Genomic DNA, 19,328 nt, shown 5'->3' with positions numbered 1-19,328 from the left:
GAGGTCTACCGCCGAACCACGCCCTGGAGCTGCGCGCGCAGCTCCGGGGTGAGCTGCTGGCCGACTCGCTCGACCAGCAGGGTCATCTCGTAGGCGACCAGACCGATGTCGCAGTTCGGGGCTGCGAGCACCGCGAGGCAGGAGCCGTCGCTGATGGACATCAGGAACAGGTAGCCCCGCTCCATCTCCACCACGGTCTGGTTCACCGTGCCCGCCTCGAAGCACCTGGCGGCGCCTGTGGTGAGGCTCACCAGGCCAGAGGCCACAGCGGAGAGCTGCTCGGCGCGGTCCCTCGGCAGTCCCTGGGAGCCGGCGAGCAGAAGCCCGTCCGCCGACACCACAACGGAATGCGCGACGCCGGGAACCCGACGCACGAAGTCGGTGATAAGCCAACCAAAGCTTCCTGGCTGAGCTGCGGTCGTCACTCCTGCTCCTCGTCTTGCCGGCTCGACATGTCACCAGCGTAAGCGTCGATCAGCGCGTGCCGCCCCCGACGGACGCCCTGCTGAAGACTGGACATGCGTCCACGAATGACATCTGCCGATCGTGGTGGCAGCGGGGGCTGCTGCGGTTGCTGCGTCGCGCCCGCGAGGGGCGCGGCGCTGCCCGGCACAAGCTGAGCCTTGGGCTTCCGCTTCGGGAGCCCTGCCTGCGTCGTGGCGTCGGGGGTGCTGCTGAGCAGGGACTGCGCGGCCTGCCAGCCCTCGTCCGCGGGCGACTGCCAGACGGACGCGGGGCTCGCCTTTGCCGCCGGTTCGGCCTGGACGGCCTCCGGCTCGCTCACCCTGCTCGTCTCCAGTGTGCGCTTGGACATGTTGCTCTGCGAACCGGGCTGCCGCTTGGGCAGACCGTTCTCGATGGCGCTGCTCGGGGCGGCGGCTTCCTGGGCCTGCTCCGACACCGGGCGTGGCTTGCGCGTGGGCAGAGGAGCCTCCTCCCGCTGGGGTTCCGGCTGCACATCCTGCCGCGCGGGGCGCGGAGCGGGTGCGGCCGGGGCGGGCGGAACGGCCTGGGTGGTCCCCGCGGACGTCTCGCTTCCCACGGACTGGAACCACTGCGACAGGACGGCCTCGTAGATCGGGAGGCGTTCCGTCGGCGTGTCGTCGACCACGGGCCGCGCGGGCGCGGACGCCCTGGGTGCGCTGCTCCGCTGGAAGACGACCGGTTCCGGCTCGGGCTCGGGCTCCGGCTCGGGCTCCGGTTCCGGCAGCGGCGCGGCGAACGGCGCGAACGCGTTCGCCGAGTCGTCCACGGTCGGGAACTGGGTGGTCTGGTAGCCGTGCTCGTGGTCCGCCTGGGGGGCGTCGCGGTCCTCGTAGGCGGTGAAGAGGGTGGGCGAGCCGAACGTGCCCGTGGGCTCGTTCTGCGCGTCCCGCGCCACCGCGGGGGGCTGCTCCTCGACCATGGGCAGCCAGGACGCCTGGGAGATCTCCGCGGAGGTCTCCTGCGGCACCTCGGCCCGGTAGGGCGCGCGGGTCGCGTCGGCGTCCACGTCGGTCGACATGAAGCTGACCGCCGGGTAGCTGGACTCCTCGTCGTGCCTGGTGGTGACGCCCGCCGTGCCGTTGCCGCCGCCGAAGGCGCCCGCGATGCCGCTGGCGCGCTGGGCGGTGTTCGGGCTCGGGAAGGCGCTCGGGGCCGGTGCGCTGGGCGAGCCGATCAGGTCCGCGCCCATCGGGTGGGCGGTCTGACCGGCCGAGGTGACCAGCGCCTCGGGGACGGTGACGAGCGCGGTGGTGCCGCCCTCGATGTCCTCGTTGCCCCGGAGCCTGACCTTGACGTCGTGCCGCTTGGCCAGCCGCGCGACCACGTACAGGCCCATGCGGCGGGAGACGGCGACGTCGACGTCCGGCGGGTTGGCCAGCCGCTCGTTGGCGTCGCGCAGGTCCTGGTCGCTCATGCCGACGCCGCGGTCCTGGATCTCGATCGCCAGCTCGCCCTTGCGGGTGCGGGCCGTGCGCACGGTGACCTTGGTCACCGGGTCCGAGAAGGCGGTCGCGTTGTCGAGCAGCTCCGCGATCAGGTGCACGAGGTCGTTGACCGCGCGGCCCTGGACGGTGAGCTCCGGGGTCTGGCCGACCTGGACCCTGGCGTACTGCTCGACCTCGGACACCGCGGCGCCGAGGACCTCGGCGACGGGGACCGGGCGGGTGAGCCGCCGGGACAGGTCGGTGCCCGAGAGCACCAGCAGGTTCTCGCTGTTGCGGCGCATGCGCGTCGCGAGGTGGTCCAGCTCGAACAGGCTGGCGAGCTGGTCCGGGTCCTGCTCGTCCTGCTCCAGCCGGTCGATCAGGTTCAGCTGGCGCTCGACGAGCGCCTGCGACCGGCGGGACAGGTTGACGAACATGGCGTTGACGTTGTCGCGGAGCATCGCCTGCTCGGCGGCCAGTCGGACCGCCTCGCCGTGCACCGCGTCGAACGCCCGCGCCACCTGGCCGACCTCTTCGCGCGTGGTGATGGGCACCGGCGCGATGGCGGTCTTGGCGGCCTCCTGCGGGTTCGGGTCGGCGAGGATCTTCTCGACCGCCTCCGGCAGGCCCTTGTCCGCCACGTCGAGCGCCGTGCGGCGCAGCAGGCGCAGCGGGTTGAGGATCGACCGCGCGACGAACAGCGCCATGACGAGGGCCATGAGCAGCGCGCCGAGCACGACGCCGGAGTCGTAGAACGCCGCGGCGCGAGCCTCGCCGGTGCGCTCGTCGCTCAGCCTCTGCAGCTGCTCGATGAGCATGACCTCCACCTGGCGGGTCTTGTTGACCGTCAGGGTGGAGGACACGTCCCAGCCCTTGGGGCTGATGTCGCCGAACCCGCTGGTGGTGCCCGCGAGGTTGAGCGCCGTCTCCTGCATGTTGTTCGCCGTGTCGATGATCAGACAGGTGACGGTGTCGTCGTAGATCTTGGCCTGGTCGGGCGTGGCGGACTTGCGGAAGTCGTTGCGCGCCGCGTCCAGCTCGGCGTTGACGGCCAGGAGGGCGCGCTCCTGGTTGGCCGCGAAGCTGCCGCGCTGGAAGACGTCGAACAGGATGCCGCGCTTCTGCGACTCCTGCTCCTTGATGCGGGCCATCGCGTTCGTGGCCAGGTGGAGCCGTGCCAGCTCGGGGTCGTCGATGCCACCGATGGCCTGCTCGCCAAGGTCGAGGAGGCTCTCGACGGACTCCGAGTAGACGCGCAGGACCGCGTCTGACGGGTACTGCGTCTCGCGGACCGCGCTGCGCAGGCTGTTCAGCCGGGTGAGCTGCTCGGCCGTGCCGCGGAACCGCTCGACCGTCTCCGGGGCCAAGTCCCCGCTCAGGTCGATGATCTTGCTCTTGAGCGTCTCGACCGCGTCGCTCACCCGCACGAGCTGGCGGTCGAGCGCGACGCTCTCGATCTGCTTGCTCGACGCCACATACCACGTGCTGAGGTCGCGCTCGCGCTGGAGCTGGTGCACCAGGTCCGCGACCGCGGTCTCCAACTGCACCTGGTTGGCCAGTCGACTGAACTGCGTGGCGTTCGCCAGGTCGGACTGCACGCGCAGACCGCCGAGGGCGAGCGCCGCCACGGTCGGGATGAGAAGGACAGCCCCCAGCTTGGTGGGCAGGCGCCAGTTCTGCAGCCGCCACGAGGCGGTGCGCGCCTCCCCCTGCCTGACGCCTGTCGTCAACCCGGTTCCCGTTGATTCAGTCACAGTTCCATCACGCAGCGCAGCCAGTCCGTCACCCATTTCGGGGCTTTCGGTACGTGGTGGTTTCCCCACGCCTGACTGGCCGGAACCTCTCTCTCGTCGGGCCACCCTGGGCTTCCTCTTCCAGCAGCAGTGTTCCTCGGCCTCTCCCCAGGACCGAAGCATGGACTCGAAATCGGGCCGAATTGCAGCACATAGGTGGTAGCCCTGGCTAGGCACCCCGCCCCGGCGCCGTCCGCTCCGCACAACTCGCGGTGCAGTGCCACAGAGGCGGATGGTAGTGCCAGCCCCCTACCCTACGGAAGCCTTCGGAAGCACTCACCGTATCGGGTTGGGGCTGTCTTTTCATACCTACGGGTGGTTACCATCCACGAACGTCGACGTTCGTCGACCCAATTCCGTAGATCAAAATAGACCCGTTCCAGAGGTCAACCACCAACGAGGTGCCATGCCTACCCCAGCGCGTGTTCTCCGTCGCGCCGCAGCGCTGATCGTCTGCGCAACGACCCTGTCGGCCTGCGGACTGCTGCCGGGTACCTCCGGGGACGAGACACCCGCTCTCGAGCGCAACACGCTCAGGATCGGTGTCCTGCCCGTGGTCGACGTCGCTCCGCTCAAGCTCGCGCTCAACGACAAGCTCTTCGAGCGCGCCGGGCTCCAGGTCCAGCTGGTGGACGTGAGCAGCGAAGACGAAGGCCTCAAGCAGCTCGACAGCACGCTCGACATCACGTGGGGCAGCCACGTGAAGCTGTTCAGCAAGGTCGCGGAGGGCACCGAGCTCCAGATCCAGGGCGAGGCCTACCAGGCCGGGGCCAACTCGATGGCCCTGGTCACGACGAACCCGCAGTACGACAGCGCGGAGAAGATCAAGGGCAGGTCCGCGAACCGGAAGCCGAAGATCGCGGTGGACAGCACCAAGGACCTCGGCGCGCTGACGACGACGTCGGTGCTCAAGACCGCCGGGATCGAGCAGTCCAGCGTCGAGCTGACCACCATGCCGTTCTCGCAGATGGTCAACGACCTGCGCGCGGACAAGATCCAGGCCGCGTGGATGATCGAGCCGTACATCACCAAGGCCCAGCGCGAGGTCGGCGCGCGCGTCATCACCGACACCGCCACCGGCCCCACCCAGGACTTCCCCATGTCGGGCTACGCGTCGAGCAAGAAGTTCGCCGACGCCAACCCGCAGACCCTCAAGCTGTTCCGCTCGGTCCTGCAGGAGGCCCAGCAGGCCGCCTCGGACAACAAGCTGGCCGTGCAGGACGTCCTGACCAGCTACATCGACGTGGACCAGCAGACCGCGGCGCTCGTGTCGATCGGCACCTTCCCGGTGTCGCTCAACTCGGTGCGCCTCCAGCGCGTCGCGGACATGATGGACACCGCCGACGTGCTGGTGGGCAAGCTGGACGTGCAGGTCCTGCTGCCGGAGGGAACGGCCAGCACCGGCTGATCGCCGTTTCCCCGCGCCATCCCGCCGAGGAGCCCTTCCCGCTGTCCGGAAGGGCTCCTTTGCTTTACGGGTCGGTGATGCACAGGGTGGTCGGCGGCGTCGGGTAGACGCGTGGGTTCTCGTCGAATTCGCAGACGAGTTCGTCAACCGTGCCCGAGTGCGCCTTTGCGACCTTGTAGGTGGCTCCCGAGCCGCAGCGGACCTTTGTGGTCTTGCTGGCGGCGATGCCCCCTTCCTCCTTGAAGCAATCACCGTCCGTGGCGTTCAGCATCAGACAAAGCCGAAAACCCCTGTTGCCCGCTCCCCCTCGGATGTACTCGTCGTAATCACCGGGCGGGCAGCGATCGTCCTCGGGGAGGTTCACGGCGACGCGGTAGGCCGCGTCCCCGGCCGCGCAGTCGACCATTTCCACGTCGGCGCCGTCGCGGCTGACCTCGTTCACCTTGAGGCAGTCGCCCGCCTCGGCCCCCGCCACGGCGGTGCGGCGGTCCTCGCCGCCGAACGACAGGGCCACGACGGCCGCGAGGGGGACGACGGCGGCCAGGGCGAGCACGACCTTGGTGCGGCGCGCCAGGCCGGTCCGGGGCGCCCGCGCCGGGTCGTGGGGGTGTTGTTCCCGGTGGGCCGGCTGCCAGGGCTGGCGGTAGCGGACCTCGGGCGCGGGCGCGCTGCCGGGGCCGAGGGGTTGGACGAGCACCGCGTAACCCAGGGAATCGTCGGACGGCGGTGGTGCCGACCGCTCGTCGCGGTGGAAATCGGGAAATCGCGCGGGGTCCCGCTGACCTGCGAATTCCGATTGGTTGGAAATTCGGCCATTCACTGTGAACGCGGAGTGGTCCGCCGGTTCGCCGGTGAAACCGAACTGCGCGAGGCCGGTGGGCGGGGTCTCCGGCTCGGTTCGCGGGTCGTGCCGCTGGTCGGTTCGCGGGCCGGGGGCCGGGTCGGCCGCGCCGGGCCGGGCGTCGGGGAGCCGGTCGTGGCCGGTCCGCGCACCCCAGGGGGTGTCCTGGGAGGGGAAAGCGGGCTGAGCGGCCCGCTGAGGTGGGTCGACGGCCGGTCCGGGACGCTCCGGCCGCTGCTCGGGCTCCGGCCGCCAGGAGGGCTGCCAGGGGTCTTGCGGGCCTTCTGGGGGCGTGGTCACCGGGTCGTCCTCTCGCGGGGCGGACCCGGAGAACGTATCCCCGACCGGGCGGGGTGGCACGCCTCCCGGCGGCGCGCGCGTGCGGGGTCGCTACCGCGAGTCGGCGGCGCGGGTTGCGCAGAACGCGGTCGAGCGGTCGCCGAGGGTGAGCAGATCACCCTCTTCGCACGGAAATGTGCTGTTTGCCACTTTCAGGATTTTGACCGCCCCAAACGTGTCGCACGTCACCCGGACGAGGCCCATCTGGAGGTCGTCCCGGTAGCAGTGCCCCGCCACCAGGTTGGGTCCGAGGCACACCGCGCCGCCCGCCGTGGGCCGCGCGTCGGAACCGGGGCAGGCGTCCGCGACCTCGGCCACGCCGAGCACCCGCGCGTTCGCCTGCTCCGCCCCGCAGTCCAGCGCCGCGTAGCCGGGGGCGTCCGCCGTGCCGACGAAGCTCGCGCAGTCGCCCGCGCTGGGCAGGTCCTCACCCGCCGTGGGGGCGGCCAGCAGCCAGCCCCCGGCCAGGACCAGCGCCGCCGCGCCGATCAGCCATCCGCTCTCTCTCATGGACGGGGCATCGGCACAATCACTCGGCGCGGTTGAGCGGGTTCACCCCTACCGGTTACAGGTCGGCCGGGACGACGCAGAACGTGATGGGCGGCTCGGGGTAGGACATGCCCGCGCCGTCCGGGCAGCCGGAGGTGTCGGTGGAGCCCTCGATGACCTTGGTCACCTTGATCGTCGCCTCGCCGGTGCAGGCGGACCTGACCAGGCCGCCGAAGCCCCGGTCGTCCGGGCCGTAGCAGGCGCCCTCGACCATGTTCGGCAGCAGGCAGAGCGTGCTGGAGCCCTGGCCGCGCGCCTCGGTGTAGACGCCCTCCTCGGGGCACGGCGCGTCGGCGCCGTCCACGACCTTGCCGACCCGGAAGTTGGCCAGGTCCGCGTCGCAGTCGTCGGGGGTGACCGCGAGCGAGTCGCCGTCCGCACCGGTGATCCGGACGCACTCGCCCGCCGACGAGCCAGGGCCCGTGAGGGCGTGGACCGCGTACCCCGCGATGGCGAGGACGGCCACCGCGACGGCGGCGACGGCGATGACCTTGCGGTTGGGCGCGGGCCTGCCGCCGGTGTCGTTCCTGGCGTCGTCGCTGCTCATGACCACCTCGGCTGTCGCTGCGCGACCTCGCTGGCCACGGCGCGGGACAGCGTACTTGCGCCCGGCGCGCACACTGGTGGGACGCCCGCACCACACCCCCGCCCCAACCGAGGAGAGCGCGCCCGTGACCGACGGCCCCCTGATCGTCCAGTCGGACAAGACCCTGCTGCTGGAGGTCGACCACCCGGCGGCCGACGAGGCGCGGGCGGCGATCGCGCCGTTCGCCGAGCTGGAGCGGGCCCCCGAGCACGTGCACACCTACCGGGTGACGCCGCTGGCGCTGTGGAACGCGCGGGCCGCCGGGCACGACGCCGAGCAGGTCGTGGACGCGCTGGTGCGGTTCTCCCGCTACCCGGTGCCGCAGCCGCTGCTGGTGGACGTGGTCGACGTGATGGGCCGCTACGGCAGGCTCCAGCTCAGCACGCACCCCGCGCACGGCCTGGTGCTCCAGTCGCTCGACCGGGCGGTGCTGGAGGAGGTGCTGCGGCACAAGAAGATCAAGCCGATGTTCGGCGCGCGGATCGACGACGACACGGTCGTGGTTCACCCGAGCGAGCGAGGCAGGCTGAAGCAGCTGCTGCTCAAGGTCGGCTGGCCCGCCGAGGACCTGGCCGGGTACGTGGACGGCGAGGCGCACCCGATCGACCTGGTCGAGGAGGGCTGGCAGCTGCGCGACTACCAGCGGCTGGCCGCGCAGGCGTTCTGGGCGGGCGGGTCCGGGGTCGTGGTGCTGCCGTGCGGGGCGGGCAAGACGATGGTCGGGGCGGCGGCCATGGCCGAGGCCGGGGCGACCACGCTGATCCTGGTGACGAACACGGTCGCCGGGCGGCAGTGGAAGCGGGAGCTGGTCGCGCGGACCTCGCTGACCGAGGACGAGGTCGGCGAGTACTCGGGCGAGCGCAAGGAGATCCGCCCGGTGACGATCGCCACCTACCAGGTGATCACCCGGAAGTCGAAGGGCGAGTACAAGCACCTGGAGCTGTTCGACTCGCGGGACTGGGGCCTGATCGTCTACGACGAGGTGCACCTGCTGCCCGCGCCGGTGTTCCGGATGACCGCCGACCTCCAGTCGCGGCGGCGGCTGGGGCTGACGGCGACGCTGGTGCGCGAGGACGGGCAGGAGGGGGAGGTGTTCTCCCTGATCGGGCCCAAGCGGTTCGACGTGCCGTGGCGGGACATCGAGGCGCAGGGGTGGATCGCGCCCGCCGAGTGCACCGAGGTGCGGGTGACGCTGACCGACGCCGAGCGGCTCGGGTACGCGACGGCCGAGCCGGAGGAGCGGTACAAGCTGTGCTCGACGGCGCGGACGAAGCTGCCGGTGGTGAAGGCGGTGCTGGACAAGCACCCCGGCGAGCCCGCGCTGGTGATCGGCGCGTACCTGGACCAGCTGGAGGAGCTGGGCGCGGCGCTGGGGGCCCCGGTGGTGCAGGGGGCGACGAAGAACAAGGAGCGCGAGGAGCTGTTCGACGCGTTCCGGCGCGGGGAGCTGAGCACGCTGGTGGTGTCGAAGGTCGCGAACTTCTCGATCGACCTGCCGGAGGCGTCGGTGGCGGTGCAGGTGTCGGGGACGTTCGGGTCGCGGCAGGAGGAGGCGCAGCGGTTGGGGCGGTTGCTGCGGCCGAAGGCGGACGGGCGGCAGGCGCACTTCTACTCGGTGGTCTCGCGGGACACGCTCGACACCGATTACGCGGCGCACCGGCAGCGGTTCCTGGCGGAGCAGGGTTACGCCTATCGGATCGTGGACGCGGATGATCTTCTGGGGCCGAAGATCGGATGATCTTCACCCGTTCAGCGGGGTGACGGCGGCTGTACGGGCTAGCTTTTTCCGCGATTTCGCCGGAAGGGCGGTGAGGCCCCCGGTGGGCGTCCCGCGGAATGTCACGAACGGGACACGTGATCGTTTTCCGGGAAATGACGTCGGGTGATCGGACCGGGGTTCGGCGGGCGGTTCTCCGCGCGCCCGTCGAGCCCCCGGACCACCCGCCCCCTGGATCACCCGCCCGCGGGTCACCCGCGCACGCGCTCGACCCGCGCGAGGCGCTCCCACCACCGCAGGGCGGTCTCCGGGTCGGCGGCGAACTCCTCGGCGCGGTCCGGGACCGGGGGCGCGGTCGGGACCGGGAGCCAACCGTCGACCGGGACGAGCGAGGCGGTGGCGACGTCGCCGTCGAGCAGGGGCAGGGTGCCGAGGCCGCAGGCGAAGTCCAGCTCGGGCAGCGCGCCCGCGAGCGCGAGCCCGGCCGCCATGCCGACCGAGGTCTCCACCGCCGACGACACCACGCACGGCAGCCCGCACGCCTCGGCCACCCGCAGCGCCCGCCGGACCCCGCCGAGCGGGGCGACCTTGATCACCGCGACGTCGGCCGCGCCCGCGACCGCGACCCGCAGGGGGTCCTCGGCGCGGCGGATCGACTCGTCGGCCGCGATCCGCACGTCCACGCGGCGGCGCACGGCGGCCAGCTCCTCGACGGTGCGGCAGGGCTGCTCGACGTACTCGAGGCCGCCCGCGGCGCGGTCGAGCGCGCGGATGGCGGCGACGGCGGTGTCCACGTCCCAGGCGGCGTTCGCGTCGACCCGCACGGCCCCACCGGGCCCGAGCGCGTCGCGGACCGCCGCGACCCGTTCGAGGTCCTCGGCGAGCGGCGCGCCGGGGTCGGCGACCTTGACCTTGGCGGTGCCGCAGCCGGAGGCGGAGACCAGGGCGTGCGCCCGCTCGGGGGACACGACCGGCACGGTGCAGTTCACCGCGACCCGCTCCCGCACCGGCGCGGGCCACCCCTCCTCGGCCGCCTCGACGGCGCAGGCGAGCCAGGGGGCGCACTCGGCGTCGGAGTAGTCGAGGAAGGCGCAGAACTCCCCCCACCCGCGCTCCCCCTCCAGCAGCACGCCCTCGCGGACGGTGATGCCGCGGAACCGGGTGCGCATGGGGATCGAGTAGACGAGCACCCGCCGATGCTAGAGCGACCGCCAGGACGGCGGGTGGGGGCCACCGCCGGCGGGCTGCCGCTGGCGGGCTGCCGCCGGTGGGCTGCCGACGGCGGGGAACCACCGGCCACGCCCGGCGGCGAGGGGTGTGGTTTTGCCGACCACCGCTCGGTCGCACCGGTGGCGCGGCTGCCGCACCGCCGATCACCGGCAGACGGGCCTGGCCCCGGCACCCGCGCCCACGCACGGCGGCCCCTGCCCAGCCATCCGCCCCCGTCGGCCATCGCCCGCCCCCTGCCGCCCGCCGCCCGCAGCCCGTCACCCACTACCCGCAGCCCGCAGCCCGCAGTCCGCAGCCCGTCATTCACTACCCGCCGCCCGTCGGCCGCCGCCTGTCGCCCGCCCCCGCAGCCCGTCACCCGCCGCCCACTACCCGTCGCCCGTCGCCCGTCGCCCGTCGCGAGCCTTCCGCGCCCCGTGCCCACCGCCACCCGCGCCCGCCACAAGCCCTCGCCACCCGCCGCCCGCCACCCGCCACCCGTCACCGGTGGATCGCTCCCTCGGTCGTGGTCAGCCGAGCGCCCCCTCCGCCCCACCGCAGCGAGATCATCTCCGCCGCGATCGACACCGCCGTCTCCTCCGGCGTCCGCGCCCCCAGGTCCAGCCCGATCGGCGACGACAGCCGTTCCAGCTCCGCCTCCGCCACCCCCGCCGCCCGCAGCCGGGCCGTCCGGTCGTGGTGCGCGCGGCGCGAGCCCATCGCGCCCACGTAGCCCAGGTCGAGCCGCAGGGCGACCTCCAGCAGGGGGACGTCGAACTTCGGGTCGTGCGTCAGCACCGCGACCGCCGTGCGCCGGTCGACCCGCCCCGCCGCCGCCTCGGCGGCCAGGTAGCGGTGCGGCCAGTCGACGACCACCTCGTCCGCCTGCGGGAAGCGGGCCGCGGTGGCGAAGACCGGGCGGGCGTCGCAGACCGTCACGCGGTAGCCGAGGAACGCGCCGAGGCGGGCCATCGCGGCGGCGAAGTCGATCGCGCCGAACACCAGCAGCCTCGGCGGCGGCTCGAAGGAGTTCACGAACACCGACAGCCCCTCGCCCCGCCGCTGCCCGTCCGGCCCGTACCGCAGCACCCCGCTGCGCCCCGCCGCGAGCAGCCCGCGCGCGTCGTCGGCCACGGCGTCGTCCACCCGCGCCGACCCGAGCCCCCCGGCCACCCGGTCCGGCCACACGACCAGGCGGGCGCCCGCGCGGGTCGGGTGCTCGACGGCGGTCGCGACGGCCACCGCCTCCCCGGCCCGCACCGAGGCGTCGACCAGCGGCAGCTCGGGGAACCCGGCCGCCGACACCGCCTCGACGTACACGTCGATGATCCCGCCGCAGGTGAGCCCGACGTCGAACGCGTCGTCGTCGCTGACCCCGAACCGCCGCAGCACCGGCGCCCCGCCCCCGACGACCCCGAGCGCCAGCTCGTGCACCGCCCCCTCCACGCACCCCCCGGACACGCTGCCCACGGCGGAGCCGTCCGCGCCCACGAGCATCGCCGCGCCGGGCGGCCGGGGCGCGGAGCTGAACGTGGCGACCACCGTCCCCACCCCGACCACCTCACCACCGGCGACCCGCCTGACCAGGTCGGGGAGCACGTCGCGCACAGCCGACCTCCAGGAGGGGCGCGGGAACCGGTCCCCCACGATGCCCGACGCGCGGAACCACCGTCACGCCCCGAACCGGTGGGCGGCTTCGTGGGGTCGAAGGCGCCACCCGGCCCGGCGCCCGCCGCGCCCCCCCGACCCCGAGGCCCCGGCTCCGGGGGAAGTCAGGGTCAGACCCCGATGGCAGCGGCCCGTTCGCGGGGCACTCTTGAGCCATGACGAACAACTCGCTCAACGACGCCGCCGCCAAGCTCGGCGAGGCCACCGCGCAGGCCACGACCAAGGTCAAGCAGTTCCGCCGCAGCCGCACCGACCGCATGATCGCCGGCGTGTGCGGCGGCGCGGCGAAGATGCTCGGCGTCGACGCCGCGCTGCTCCGCATCCTGCTCGTCGCCGCCACGCTGTTCGGCGTGGGCGCGGGCGCGATCCTCTACCTCGCCGCGTGGGTCCTCGTGCCCGAGGAGGCGTGATCAGCGCGGGTGGCCGGGCACCCCTGGCAGGCGCTGCCACGGCAGCGGTCCGCCCGGCGGGCGGTGCTCGACGCCGAGCGCGGCGAGCCTGGGCAGGTGCGCGCCCAGCCTCGCCGCGAACCCGGCCCCGTCCACCGGGGCCGGGTTCCACGCCACCTCCGCGAACGCCGAGAGCCTCGGGAACGCGGCGTAGTCCAGGCGCCTCGGGCTGTCCAGGTGCTCGGTCCAGATGTTCGCCTGCGCGCCGAGCACCCCGGCGGGCGGCCGGTACGCGCGCACGGCCTCGGTGGTGAGGACCGTGCCCACCGGGATCGGCTCGTCCGCGTCCTCGGACTGCCGGTAGTCCAGGTACGCGTGCCGCTCCGGGCAGGCGACCACGTCCAGCCCGCGCTCCAGCGCCCGCTCCGCCGCCTCCTCCGAGCGCCACGCCGCGATGACCGTCTCCTCCGGCAGGCCCTCGACGTCCAGCACCTCGTCCCAGCCGTACGGCCTGCGCCCGCGCGCCACCAGGTGCTCCGCGATCAGGCGCACGAACCGCCCGTCGCCACCCGGCGCCTCGTCGCCGCCGAAGCCGACCACCTCGCCGGGGAACACCTCCAGCAGCTCGTCGAACACCGCGCGGTAGAAGTCCACTGTGGACTGTGCCCCGTTGAGGACGCGCGGGTTCACCCCCCAGTCGGTCCACACCCCGCCGCCGTCGACGCCCAGCTCCGGGTACGCCGCGATGGCCGCCTGCGAGTGCCCCGGCACGTCGATCTCCGGCACCACGCCCACGTGCCGCGCCGCCGCGTACGCCACGACCTCGCGCAGGTCGTCGCGCGTGTAGTACCCGCCGTGCGGCCTGCCCGTGCTCAGCCCGCCGCGCCGGTCGCCCCACCGCGAGTCCGGCCGCCAGCCGCCGACCTCGTGCAGCCTCGGGAAGCGCTCGGACTCGACCCGCCAGCCCTGGTCGTCGGTCAGGTGCAGGTGCAGCACGTTGAGCTTGTGCGCGGCCAGCAGGTCCACGTACCGCAGCAGGTCGTGCTTGGGCAGGAAGTGCCGCGCCACGTCGATCATGCAGCCGCGCCACCGGTGCTCGGGGCGGTCGACGATCTCGCACACCGGCACGGGCCCGTCGGGGCGGATCGGCGCGGCCCGGAACGCGTCGGGCCCGCGCAACTGGCGCAGGGTCTGGTGGGCGTAGAACTCGCCGGCGTCGTCGGACGCCTCGACGTGGACGCCACGGGCGGAGATGGAGATCCGGTAGCCCTCGGCCGGTCCGGGCGCGCGCCGCACGACCGGCGGCGACCACGGCACGGTCCCCCCGCCCCAGACCACCGACACCGGTTCGGGCAGCAGCGTCACGACTTCACCGCCCCGGCGAGGCCGCCGACGAGGTTGCGCCGCACCAGCACGAAGAACACCAGCACCGGCAAGGTCATCAGGGTGGAACCGGCCATGATCGCCCCCCAGTCGTTCTGATCGGGCCGCACGAACACCTGGAGCGCGAGCGGCAGGGTCTGGTTCTCCTCGGCGGAGATGATGAACGTCTTGGCGAACAGGAAGTCGTTCCAGGCGTGGATGAACGACAGCGCGCTCGTCGCCACCAGGCCGGGGGCGACCAGCGGGAACAGCACCCCCCACAGGAACCTGGTCCGGGACGCGCCGTCCAGGGTCGCCGCCTCCTCCAGCTCCACCGGAACGGCCGCGACGAAGCCGCGCAGCATCCAGATCGCGAACGGCAGGCTGAACGCCAGGTGCACCAGCACGAGCGAGCCGAGGTGGTTGAGCCCGAGCGCGGGAACGGCCGAACCCACCTGGCGCACCAGGAAGAACAGCGGGATGGTCAGCGCCTCCACCGGGACCATCTGCACCACCAGCAGCATCACCAGCATCGTGGTGCGGCCTGTGAACCGGAACCGGGTGAGCGCGGTGGCCGCCAGGAACGACAGCACCAGGCTCAGCAGCACCACCGCGACCGCGACGACGAGGCTGTTGGCCAGGTAGCGGCCGAAGCTCTCGACGGTGAGGGCGCGGGTGAAGCTGTCCAGCGACGGGGCGAGCGTCCACGGCCTCGGCTCGGCCGACACCACCTCGGCGGCGGGCTTGAGCGCGGTGAGCACCATCCAGTACAGCGGGAACGCGACGACGAGCGACGCGCCGACCGCGACCGCCTCCCAGGCCCAGCGCCTCACAGCGGCTCACCTCCCCGGCGCAGCGCCCGCAGGTAGCCCGCGGTGAGCAGGAGCAGCAGCGCGGTGGTGACGACGCCGATCGCCGCGCCCATCCCGTACTCGGAGGCGGCGAACGCCTGCTGGTAGGCGTGCACGGCCAGCACGAGGTTGCGGCCTGCGATGCCGCCGCCGCTGGTCATCACGTAGACCTGGGTGAAGACCTTGAAGTCCCAGATGACCGACTGGATGGTGACGATCACCAGCAGCGGGCGGAGCAGGGGCAGCACGACGCTGCGGGCGGCCCGCCAGGTGGAGGCCCCGTCGAGCGCGGCGGCCTCCAGGACCTCGCCGGGGATCGAGCGGATGCCCGCGTAGAGGGTGAGCATGACGAACGGGAACGAGCACCAGACCACCTCGGCGGCGACGACGCCGAACGCGGTCCACCTCCCGTACAGCCACGGGAAGTCGCGCGCGCCCTCGATCCCGAGCGCGGTGAGGGCCTCGTTGACGAAGCCGAAGCTCGCGTCGAACAGGAACAGCCAGATCGTGGAGCCCGCGACGGCCGGGGTGGACCAGGCGCCGAGCGCGGTCAGGAACAGCAGGGCGCGGGCCCACGGGCGGACCCTGGTGGCGACGACGGCGAGGACCGCGCCGACCAGCAGGGCGCCACCGACGCAGATCGCGGCGAAGCCCGCGGTCTGGCCGAGCACGGACCAGAACCTGCTGTCCCCCAGCAGTTCCGCGTAGTTGCCCAGGCCGAGGAAGGTGAGCGGGGCGCCGCCGCTGACCTGCTCCTGGCCGTAGTCGAACAGGGAGATGACGACGAGCTGGTAGACCGGGTAGCCGAGCAGGCCGACCAGGACCAGCAGCGCCGGGGCCAGGTGGGCGAGCGCGGCGCGGGTGTCACTGCGTCCACTGTGGACGGTCATGAGCCGAAGATGTCGTTCATCCGGGCCGCCGCGTCGGCCGCCGCCGCGTCCAGGCCCTTGGCGCCGGTGGCGACCTCCTGGATGAGGGTGGGCAGCACGCCCTGAGCGTCGACCTTGGCCCAGTCCGGGGTGGCGGGGACGAACCGGGTGCCCGCCTCCAGGGTGCGGGTGAACGGCTCCAGGGCGGGGTTCGCGGCGGCGACCTCGGCCTGCACGTCGGTGAACGTGGGCAGGTTGCCCATCGCGTCGAACATCTCGCGCTGGTACCGCTTGCCGCCCAGGAGCTGCACGAACTCGGTGGCGAGGGTGCGGTGCCGGGTGCCCTTGAGGACGCCGAGGAGGTTGCCGCCCGCGAACGCCGGGGCGATCGAGCCCGCGGTCTCGCCGGGCAGCGGGACGACGGCGTACTTGCCGCCCGCGGCGGAGTCGTCGACGGACTTCCGGTTGAAGTCGCCGCCGATCACCATGGCGGCCTTGCCCGCGCGGAACGCCTCGACGCTGGCGTCGCCGCCGTTGGCGGCGCACTGGGCGGGCGGGCAGATGTCGTCGGCGAGCAGCTCGGTGTAGCGGCGCAGGCCGGCGAGGGACTCGGGGTCGGTGAGGGCGGAGGTGTGCCGCCCGTCCCGCTCGCGCGCGACGTCGCCGCCCGCCGCCCAGAGGAACGGGAGCGCGCCGTAGGTGTACTTGCCGCCCGCCGAGATGCCGAGGAGGTCGGGTCGGGCGGCGCGGATCGCGCGGGCGGTGGGGGCGAGGTCGGCGAGGGTGGCCGGGGGTCGCAGGCCCAGTTCGCGGAAGACGTCGGTGCGGTAGTAGAGGGCGCGGACGCCGACGTACCAGGGCAGGCCGTAGAGCAGGCCGTCGACCTCGCCGGTCTCGGCGATCCGGGGGGCCAGGTCGGCGGCGTCGGGCCAGCCGCCGAGGTCGAGCGGGGCGAAGCCGCCGCCCGCGACGTAGCCCGCGAGGTCGGTGTTGCCGAACTCGGCGACGTCGGGGGCGCTGGCGGGGTCGCTGAAGGCGGCCTTGAAGCGCTCGGCGCGGCTGGCGACCTGGATGTGCTGGACGTCGACGGTGACGCCCTCGTGCGCGGCCTCGAACTCGGCGACGGCGCGGGCGACGAGGGCCTCCTTGGGCGCCCGGTTGACCTCGTCGAAGAGCCACACCCGCAGCTGCCCGACGCGCTCGTCGCCGCTCTCGGGGGCGGGGCCGGACTGGACCGGCGCGCAGCCGGTGAGGAGCAGTGCCGTCGTGGCGGCGGCGACCAGGAAGCGCATCCGACAACCCCTTCTCCGACGCGTTGCACTCTGTGCAACGCGTGTTTCATGGGAAGCAACGGGGATGCTAGGGGGGAACGGGAGGTAGGTCTAGACCAGAGCGAGGAGGTGAGGGGCCGGAGGCTTCGGGATCGGGATGGGAGGGGGGCGGAAATGAGGCAGGGGCGGGGACGAGGGCGGGAGAGGCAGGCGGCGCGCCGCGCGGGCGGCCGGGAGAACCAGGACCGGGTGCCCCGGCAGCTCCGAGGCCGAAAGAGCGGCCTCGGAGGCCGGTGCGCCCTCGGCGCGAGGAGCGGCGGGGTTCCCCGCGCCGGAGGCGTGGCGGTCAGCCTCGCGCGTCCGCCACCAGCGCGGCCCACTCGCGGACCAGCGGCTCCGACACCGGGCCGTCCCAGCCCTGCGCGCGGACCGCGCCGCCGACGTGGAACGACGTCACGCCCGCGCGGGCCAAACCCGGCACGTGCTCGCGCTTGAGCCCGCCGCCCACCAGCAGGCGCACGCCGTCCGCCGCCTGGCGCGCCGCGAGGCGTTCGAGCACCGGCGCCCCCTCCGCGACGCCGCGCGCGCTGCCCGCCGCCAGCACGGTGTCGCAGCCCAGCCCGACCGCGACCGGCCAGGCCGCCTCCGGGTCGGCGGCGTTGTCCAGGGCGCGGTGGAACGTCCAAGCGCAGCCCTCCAGCTCCGCCAGCAGGTCCGCGCACGCCTCCCGGTCGACTGCTCCCCCGGCCCCCAGGAAGCCCAGCACGAACTCGGTCGCGCCCGCCTCCCGCAGCCGGGCCGCCGCGCGGCGCAGGGACGGCGGGTCGGCGGGGGCGAAGCCCGGCGCGTCGCGCAGCATCACGCGCACCGGCAGGTCCGTCGTGGACAGCACGTCGCGGAGCACCTCGGCGGACGGGGTCAGGCCGTCCGACGCCATGTCCGCCACCAGCTCCAGGCGGTCCGCGCCGCCGGCCTGGGCCGCTGCCGCGTCCGCCGGGGTCAGGGCGATGATCTCCAACATGGTCTAGACCATAGAACCCGTCGCGGGGAACTCCTAGGGCGCAGCTTCCGGAAAACTGTGAACAAGAGCGGCTCAACACCGCTGAACTGCGGAAAGTTCACTCGAACGGGCGGACCGGACACTGTGGATGGGAAGTGACGTATCCAGCCCGGAACCACCCGCTCCTTAACTGGTGACCGCAGGGGTCGCCGAGGGGGAGATGCCTGAGGGGGGAGAGGGATGCGGCGTCGGCCGAGTTCGAGGGGTGTCGACCGGGCCGCACCCACCGCGGCGGTGGTCCGCGCTGTCAGGGGGGCAGCGCGGACCGCCCCGCCGTTCCGGGGGTCGGGGTGTGTGACGATCGGATCGGTCCGGGGGCACTGCGAGGAGGAGGTGGCGGCGTGGGCGAGCTGCGCATGACCGGTGAGCGCCCACCGTGGGAAGGGCTCGACGGCACGGACCGGCACGAGGTCTGCCTCATCGCCGCCCGCTCGGGCGATCGGCGGGCGCTGGACGTGCTCATCCACGACCTGACCCCGCTGGTCTGGCACGTGGCGCGGGGGCACGGGCTGGACCGGAGCACGGCCGAGGACGTCGTCCAGACCGTGTGGCTGGCCCTGCTCAGGAACCTGGGGCGGATCACCCAGCCCAGGGCGCTGGCCGGGTGGCTGGTGGTCGCCACGCGCCGCGAGGCCCAGCGGACCTGGACGCCGTCGCGGCGCGAGTCGTCGCTGTCCGACGAGATGGCGGAGCAGCAGGAGAGCAACATCGGACTGCCCGAGGACGCCGCGCTGGTCGACGATCGCGACCAGCGCTTGTGGCGCGCCTTCGGGAAGCTGTCGCAGCGGTGCCAGGAGCTGCTGCGGCTCACCGTCCTCGCCGGGCGGGCGGAGTACCGCGCGGTGGCGGAAGCACTGTCCATGCCCCGCGGCAGCATCGGCCCCACCAGGGGTCGGTGCTTGGGCACGCTGCGGGCGCATCTCGAAGCGGAAGGAGGATCGCGGTGAACAACGACATCGATCCGCGCGATGACCACAGAGGGAACAACGAGGACACCGCAGTCCTCGCCGAGCTGCGGCGACTGGTGTACGAGCTGGACCCGCCGCCCGCCAGCCTGGTGGAGCGCATCCAGTTCGCCGTGGCGCTGGAGGACCTGGACGTCGAGGTCGCCCGGTGGGAGCGGTCGGCCTCGCTCACCGGGGTCAGGGGCGTCGGCCAGCAGGGGACGATCACCTTCACGGTGGACGACCTGACCCTGATGGTGAACTTCACGTCCATGGGCGGCAGGCACCGGATCGACGGGTGGCTGGTGCCCGCCGGGGAGCACACCGTGGAGGTCAGGGTCGCGGACCACGGGTCGACCACGGCGAAGGCCGACGACGTCGGGCGGTTCGTGGTGCCGGACGTGCCTGCCGGGACGACGCAGATCATCGTGCACCTGGCCGACGGCGCGGGGGGCGTGGCCGGGAAGACCGTGGTCACGCCGACGATCGTCTTGTAGCGGCGGGCGGAACCGGGCGGAACCGCGGTCGGGGGGCCTGCGGGAGCACGGTGCGAGTGGCAGGT

17 protein-coding genes are annotated in these 19,328 nt (G+C 73.2%); 5 read left to right on the top strand and 12 right to left on the bottom strand.

Going from position 1 to position 19,328, the window contains the following annotated elements; all coding sequences use genetic code 11:
* Window positions 1-5: 5 nt before the first annotated feature.
* Both CNX65_RS02330 and CNX65_RS02325 read right to left on the bottom strand, forming a co-directional pair.
* A complete protein-coding gene (locus tag CNX65_RS02330) occupies window positions 6-425 on the bottom strand; it encodes a roadblock/LC7 domain-containing protein (protein WP_012783089.1) in 420 nt (139 codons plus the stop codon).
* On the bottom strand, window positions 422-3,640 hold the full coding sequence (locus CNX65_RS02325; RefSeq protein ID WP_232519670.1) for a nitrate- and nitrite sensing domain-containing protein: 3,219 nt from the start codon (window positions 3,638-3,640) through the stop codon (window positions 422-424). Before CNX65_RS02325 ends, CNX65_RS02330 begins: the two co-directional genes overlap by 4 nt.
* Before the next feature lie 469 nt (window positions 3,641-4,109).
* Here CNX65_RS02325 and CNX65_RS02320 point away from each other — a divergent pair, with 469 nt between their 5' ends.
* On the top strand, window positions 4,110-5,111 hold the full coding sequence (locus CNX65_RS02320; protein ID WP_096491300.1) for an ABC transporter substrate-binding protein: 1,002 nt from the start codon (window positions 4,110-4,112) through the stop codon (window positions 5,109-5,111).
* Window positions 5,112-5,175: 64 nt separating this feature from the next.
* Here the strand turns inward: CNX65_RS02320 and CNX65_RS35115 are convergent, their stop codons facing one another.
* The 3 genes from CNX65_RS35115 to CNX65_RS02305 form a co-directional block, all read right to left on the bottom strand.
* Window positions 5,176-6,252 carry an LppU/SCO3897 family protein gene (locus tag CNX65_RS35115; protein ID WP_157767476.1) on the bottom strand — a complete coding sequence of 359 codons (1,077 nt, stop codon included), beginning with the start codon at window positions 6,250-6,252 and terminating at the stop codon, window positions 5,176-5,178.
* 90 nt (window positions 6,253-6,342) lie between these two features.
* Window positions 6,343-6,801: an LppU/SCO3897 family protein gene (locus CNX65_RS02310; RefSeq protein ID WP_096491298.1), complete on the bottom strand. Its 459-nt coding sequence runs from the start codon at window positions 6,799-6,801 to the stop codon at window positions 6,343-6,345.
* Between the two features lie 55 nt (window positions 6,802-6,856).
* Entirely contained in the window at window positions 6,857-7,387 is a 531-nt protein-coding gene (locus tag CNX65_RS02305) for an LppU/SCO3897 family protein (protein ID WP_096491297.1), read from the bottom strand.
* Window positions 7,388-7,511: 124 nt separating this feature from the next.
* Here CNX65_RS02305 and CNX65_RS02300 point away from each other — a divergent pair, with 124 nt between their 5' ends.
* Window positions 7,512-9,164 carry a DNA repair helicase XPB gene (locus CNX65_RS02300; protein ID WP_096491296.1) on the top strand — a complete coding sequence of 551 codons (1,653 nt, stop codon included), beginning with the start codon at window positions 7,512-7,514 and terminating at the stop codon, window positions 9,162-9,164.
* Between the two features lie 230 nt (window positions 9,165-9,394).
* Here the strand turns inward: CNX65_RS02300 and CNX65_RS02295 are convergent, their stop codons facing one another.
* Together CNX65_RS02295 and CNX65_RS02290 are read right to left on the bottom strand one after the other, a co-directional pair.
* Complete coding sequence (locus CNX65_RS02295; protein ID WP_096491295.1) at window positions 9,395-10,333, bottom strand: o-succinylbenzoate synthase; 939 nt, start codon at window positions 10,331-10,333, stop codon at window positions 9,395-9,397.
* Window positions 10,334-10,853: 520 nt separating this feature from the next.
* A complete protein-coding gene (locus tag CNX65_RS02290) occupies window positions 10,854-11,960 on the bottom strand; it encodes an XdhC family protein (RefSeq protein ID WP_096491294.1) in 1,107 nt (368 codons plus the stop codon).
* Between the two features lie 215 nt (window positions 11,961-12,175).
* Here CNX65_RS02290 and CNX65_RS02285 point away from each other — a divergent pair, with 215 nt between their 5' ends.
* On the top strand, window positions 12,176-12,430 hold the full coding sequence (locus CNX65_RS02285) for a PspC domain-containing protein (RefSeq protein WP_096491293.1): 255 nt from the start codon (window positions 12,176-12,178) through the stop codon (window positions 12,428-12,430).
* Here CNX65_RS02285 and CNX65_RS02280 read toward each other — a convergent pair whose 3' ends face one another.
* From CNX65_RS02280 to CNX65_RS02260, 5 genes are all read right to left on the bottom strand, one after another.
* A complete protein-coding gene (locus tag CNX65_RS02280) occupies window positions 12,431-13,774 on the bottom strand; it encodes a beta-N-acetylhexosaminidase (RefSeq protein ID WP_096491292.1) in 1,344 nt (447 codons plus the stop codon).
* Complete coding sequence (locus CNX65_RS02275; protein ID WP_096491291.1) at window positions 13,771-14,604, bottom strand: carbohydrate ABC transporter permease; 834 nt, start codon at window positions 14,602-14,604, stop codon at window positions 13,771-13,773. Before CNX65_RS02275 ends, CNX65_RS02280 begins: the two co-directional genes overlap by 4 nt.
* On the bottom strand, window positions 14,601-15,512 hold the full coding sequence (locus tag CNX65_RS02270) for a carbohydrate ABC transporter permease (protein WP_096491290.1): 912 nt from the start codon (window positions 15,510-15,512) through the stop codon (window positions 14,601-14,603). The genes CNX65_RS02275 and CNX65_RS02270 overlap by 4 nt, the downstream gene beginning before the upstream one ends.
* Window positions 15,509-16,783 (bottom strand): extracellular solute-binding protein, encoded by a 1,275-nt coding sequence (locus tag CNX65_RS02265; RefSeq protein WP_096491289.1) that lies wholly within the window; start codon window positions 16,781-16,783, stop codon window positions 15,509-15,511. The genes CNX65_RS02270 and CNX65_RS02265 overlap by 4 nt, the downstream gene beginning before the upstream one ends.
* Window positions 16,784-17,108: 325 nt before the next feature.
* On the bottom strand, window positions 17,109-17,783 hold the full coding sequence (locus CNX65_RS02260; protein ID WP_096491288.1) for a copper homeostasis protein CutC: 675 nt from the start codon (window positions 17,781-17,783) through the stop codon (window positions 17,109-17,111).
* Window positions 17,784-18,163: 380 nt separating this feature from the next.
* On the opposite strand from CNX65_RS02260, the gene CNX65_RS02255 reads away from it, so the two are divergent.
* Together CNX65_RS02255 and CNX65_RS02250 are read left to right on the top strand one after the other, a co-directional pair.
* The gene (locus CNX65_RS02255; RefSeq protein ID WP_096491287.1) at window positions 18,164-18,769 is read left to right on the top strand and encodes an RNA polymerase sigma factor; all 606 of its coding nucleotides are present in this window, start codon (window positions 18,164-18,166) and stop codon (window positions 18,767-18,769) included.
* Window positions 18,766-19,263: a hypothetical protein gene (locus tag CNX65_RS02250; RefSeq protein WP_096491286.1), complete on the top strand. Its 498-nt coding sequence runs from the start codon at window positions 18,766-18,768 to the stop codon at window positions 19,261-19,263. The genes CNX65_RS02255 and CNX65_RS02250 overlap by 4 nt, the downstream gene beginning before the upstream one ends.
* The last annotated feature ends 65 nt before the right edge of the window (window positions 19,264-19,328 follow it).

Source organism: Actinosynnema pretiosum (genome assembly GCF_002354875.1).
In the GTDB taxonomy this organism is placed as follows: Bacteria; Actinomycetota; Actinomycetes; order Mycobacteriales; family Pseudonocardiaceae; genus Actinosynnema; species Actinosynnema auranticum.
Note: the sequence above shows the minus strand (reverse complement) of the source record. Positions and strands in the feature narration are given on the sequence as shown.

Coding starts and splice junctions, on each gene's coding strand:
- CNX65_RS02320 (WP_096491300.1), top strand. CDS start 4,110: ATGCCTACCCCAGCGCGTGTTCTCCGTCGCGCCGCAGCGCTGATCGTC.
- CNX65_RS02310 (WP_096491298.1), bottom strand. CDS start 6,801: ATGAGAGAGAGCGGATGGCTGATCGGCGCGGCGGCGCTGGTCCTGGCC.
- CNX65_RS02305 (WP_096491297.1), bottom strand. CDS start 7,387: ATGAGCAGCGACGACGCCAGGAACGACACCGGCGGCAGGCCCGCGCCC.
- CNX65_RS02285 (WP_096491293.1), top strand. CDS start 12,176: ATGACGAACAACTCGCTCAACGACGCCGCCGCCAAGCTCGGCGAGGCC.
- CNX65_RS02270 (WP_096491290.1), bottom strand. CDS start 15,512: ATGACCGTCCACAGTGGACGCAGTGACACCCGCGCCGCGCTCGCCCAC.
- CNX65_RS02265 (WP_096491289.1), bottom strand. CDS start 16,783: ATGCGCTTCCTGGTCGCCGCCGCCACGACGGCACTGCTCCTCACCGGC.
- CNX65_RS02260 (WP_096491288.1), bottom strand. CDS start 17,783: ATGTTGGAGATCATCGCCCTGACCCCGGCGGACGCGGCAGCGGCCCAG.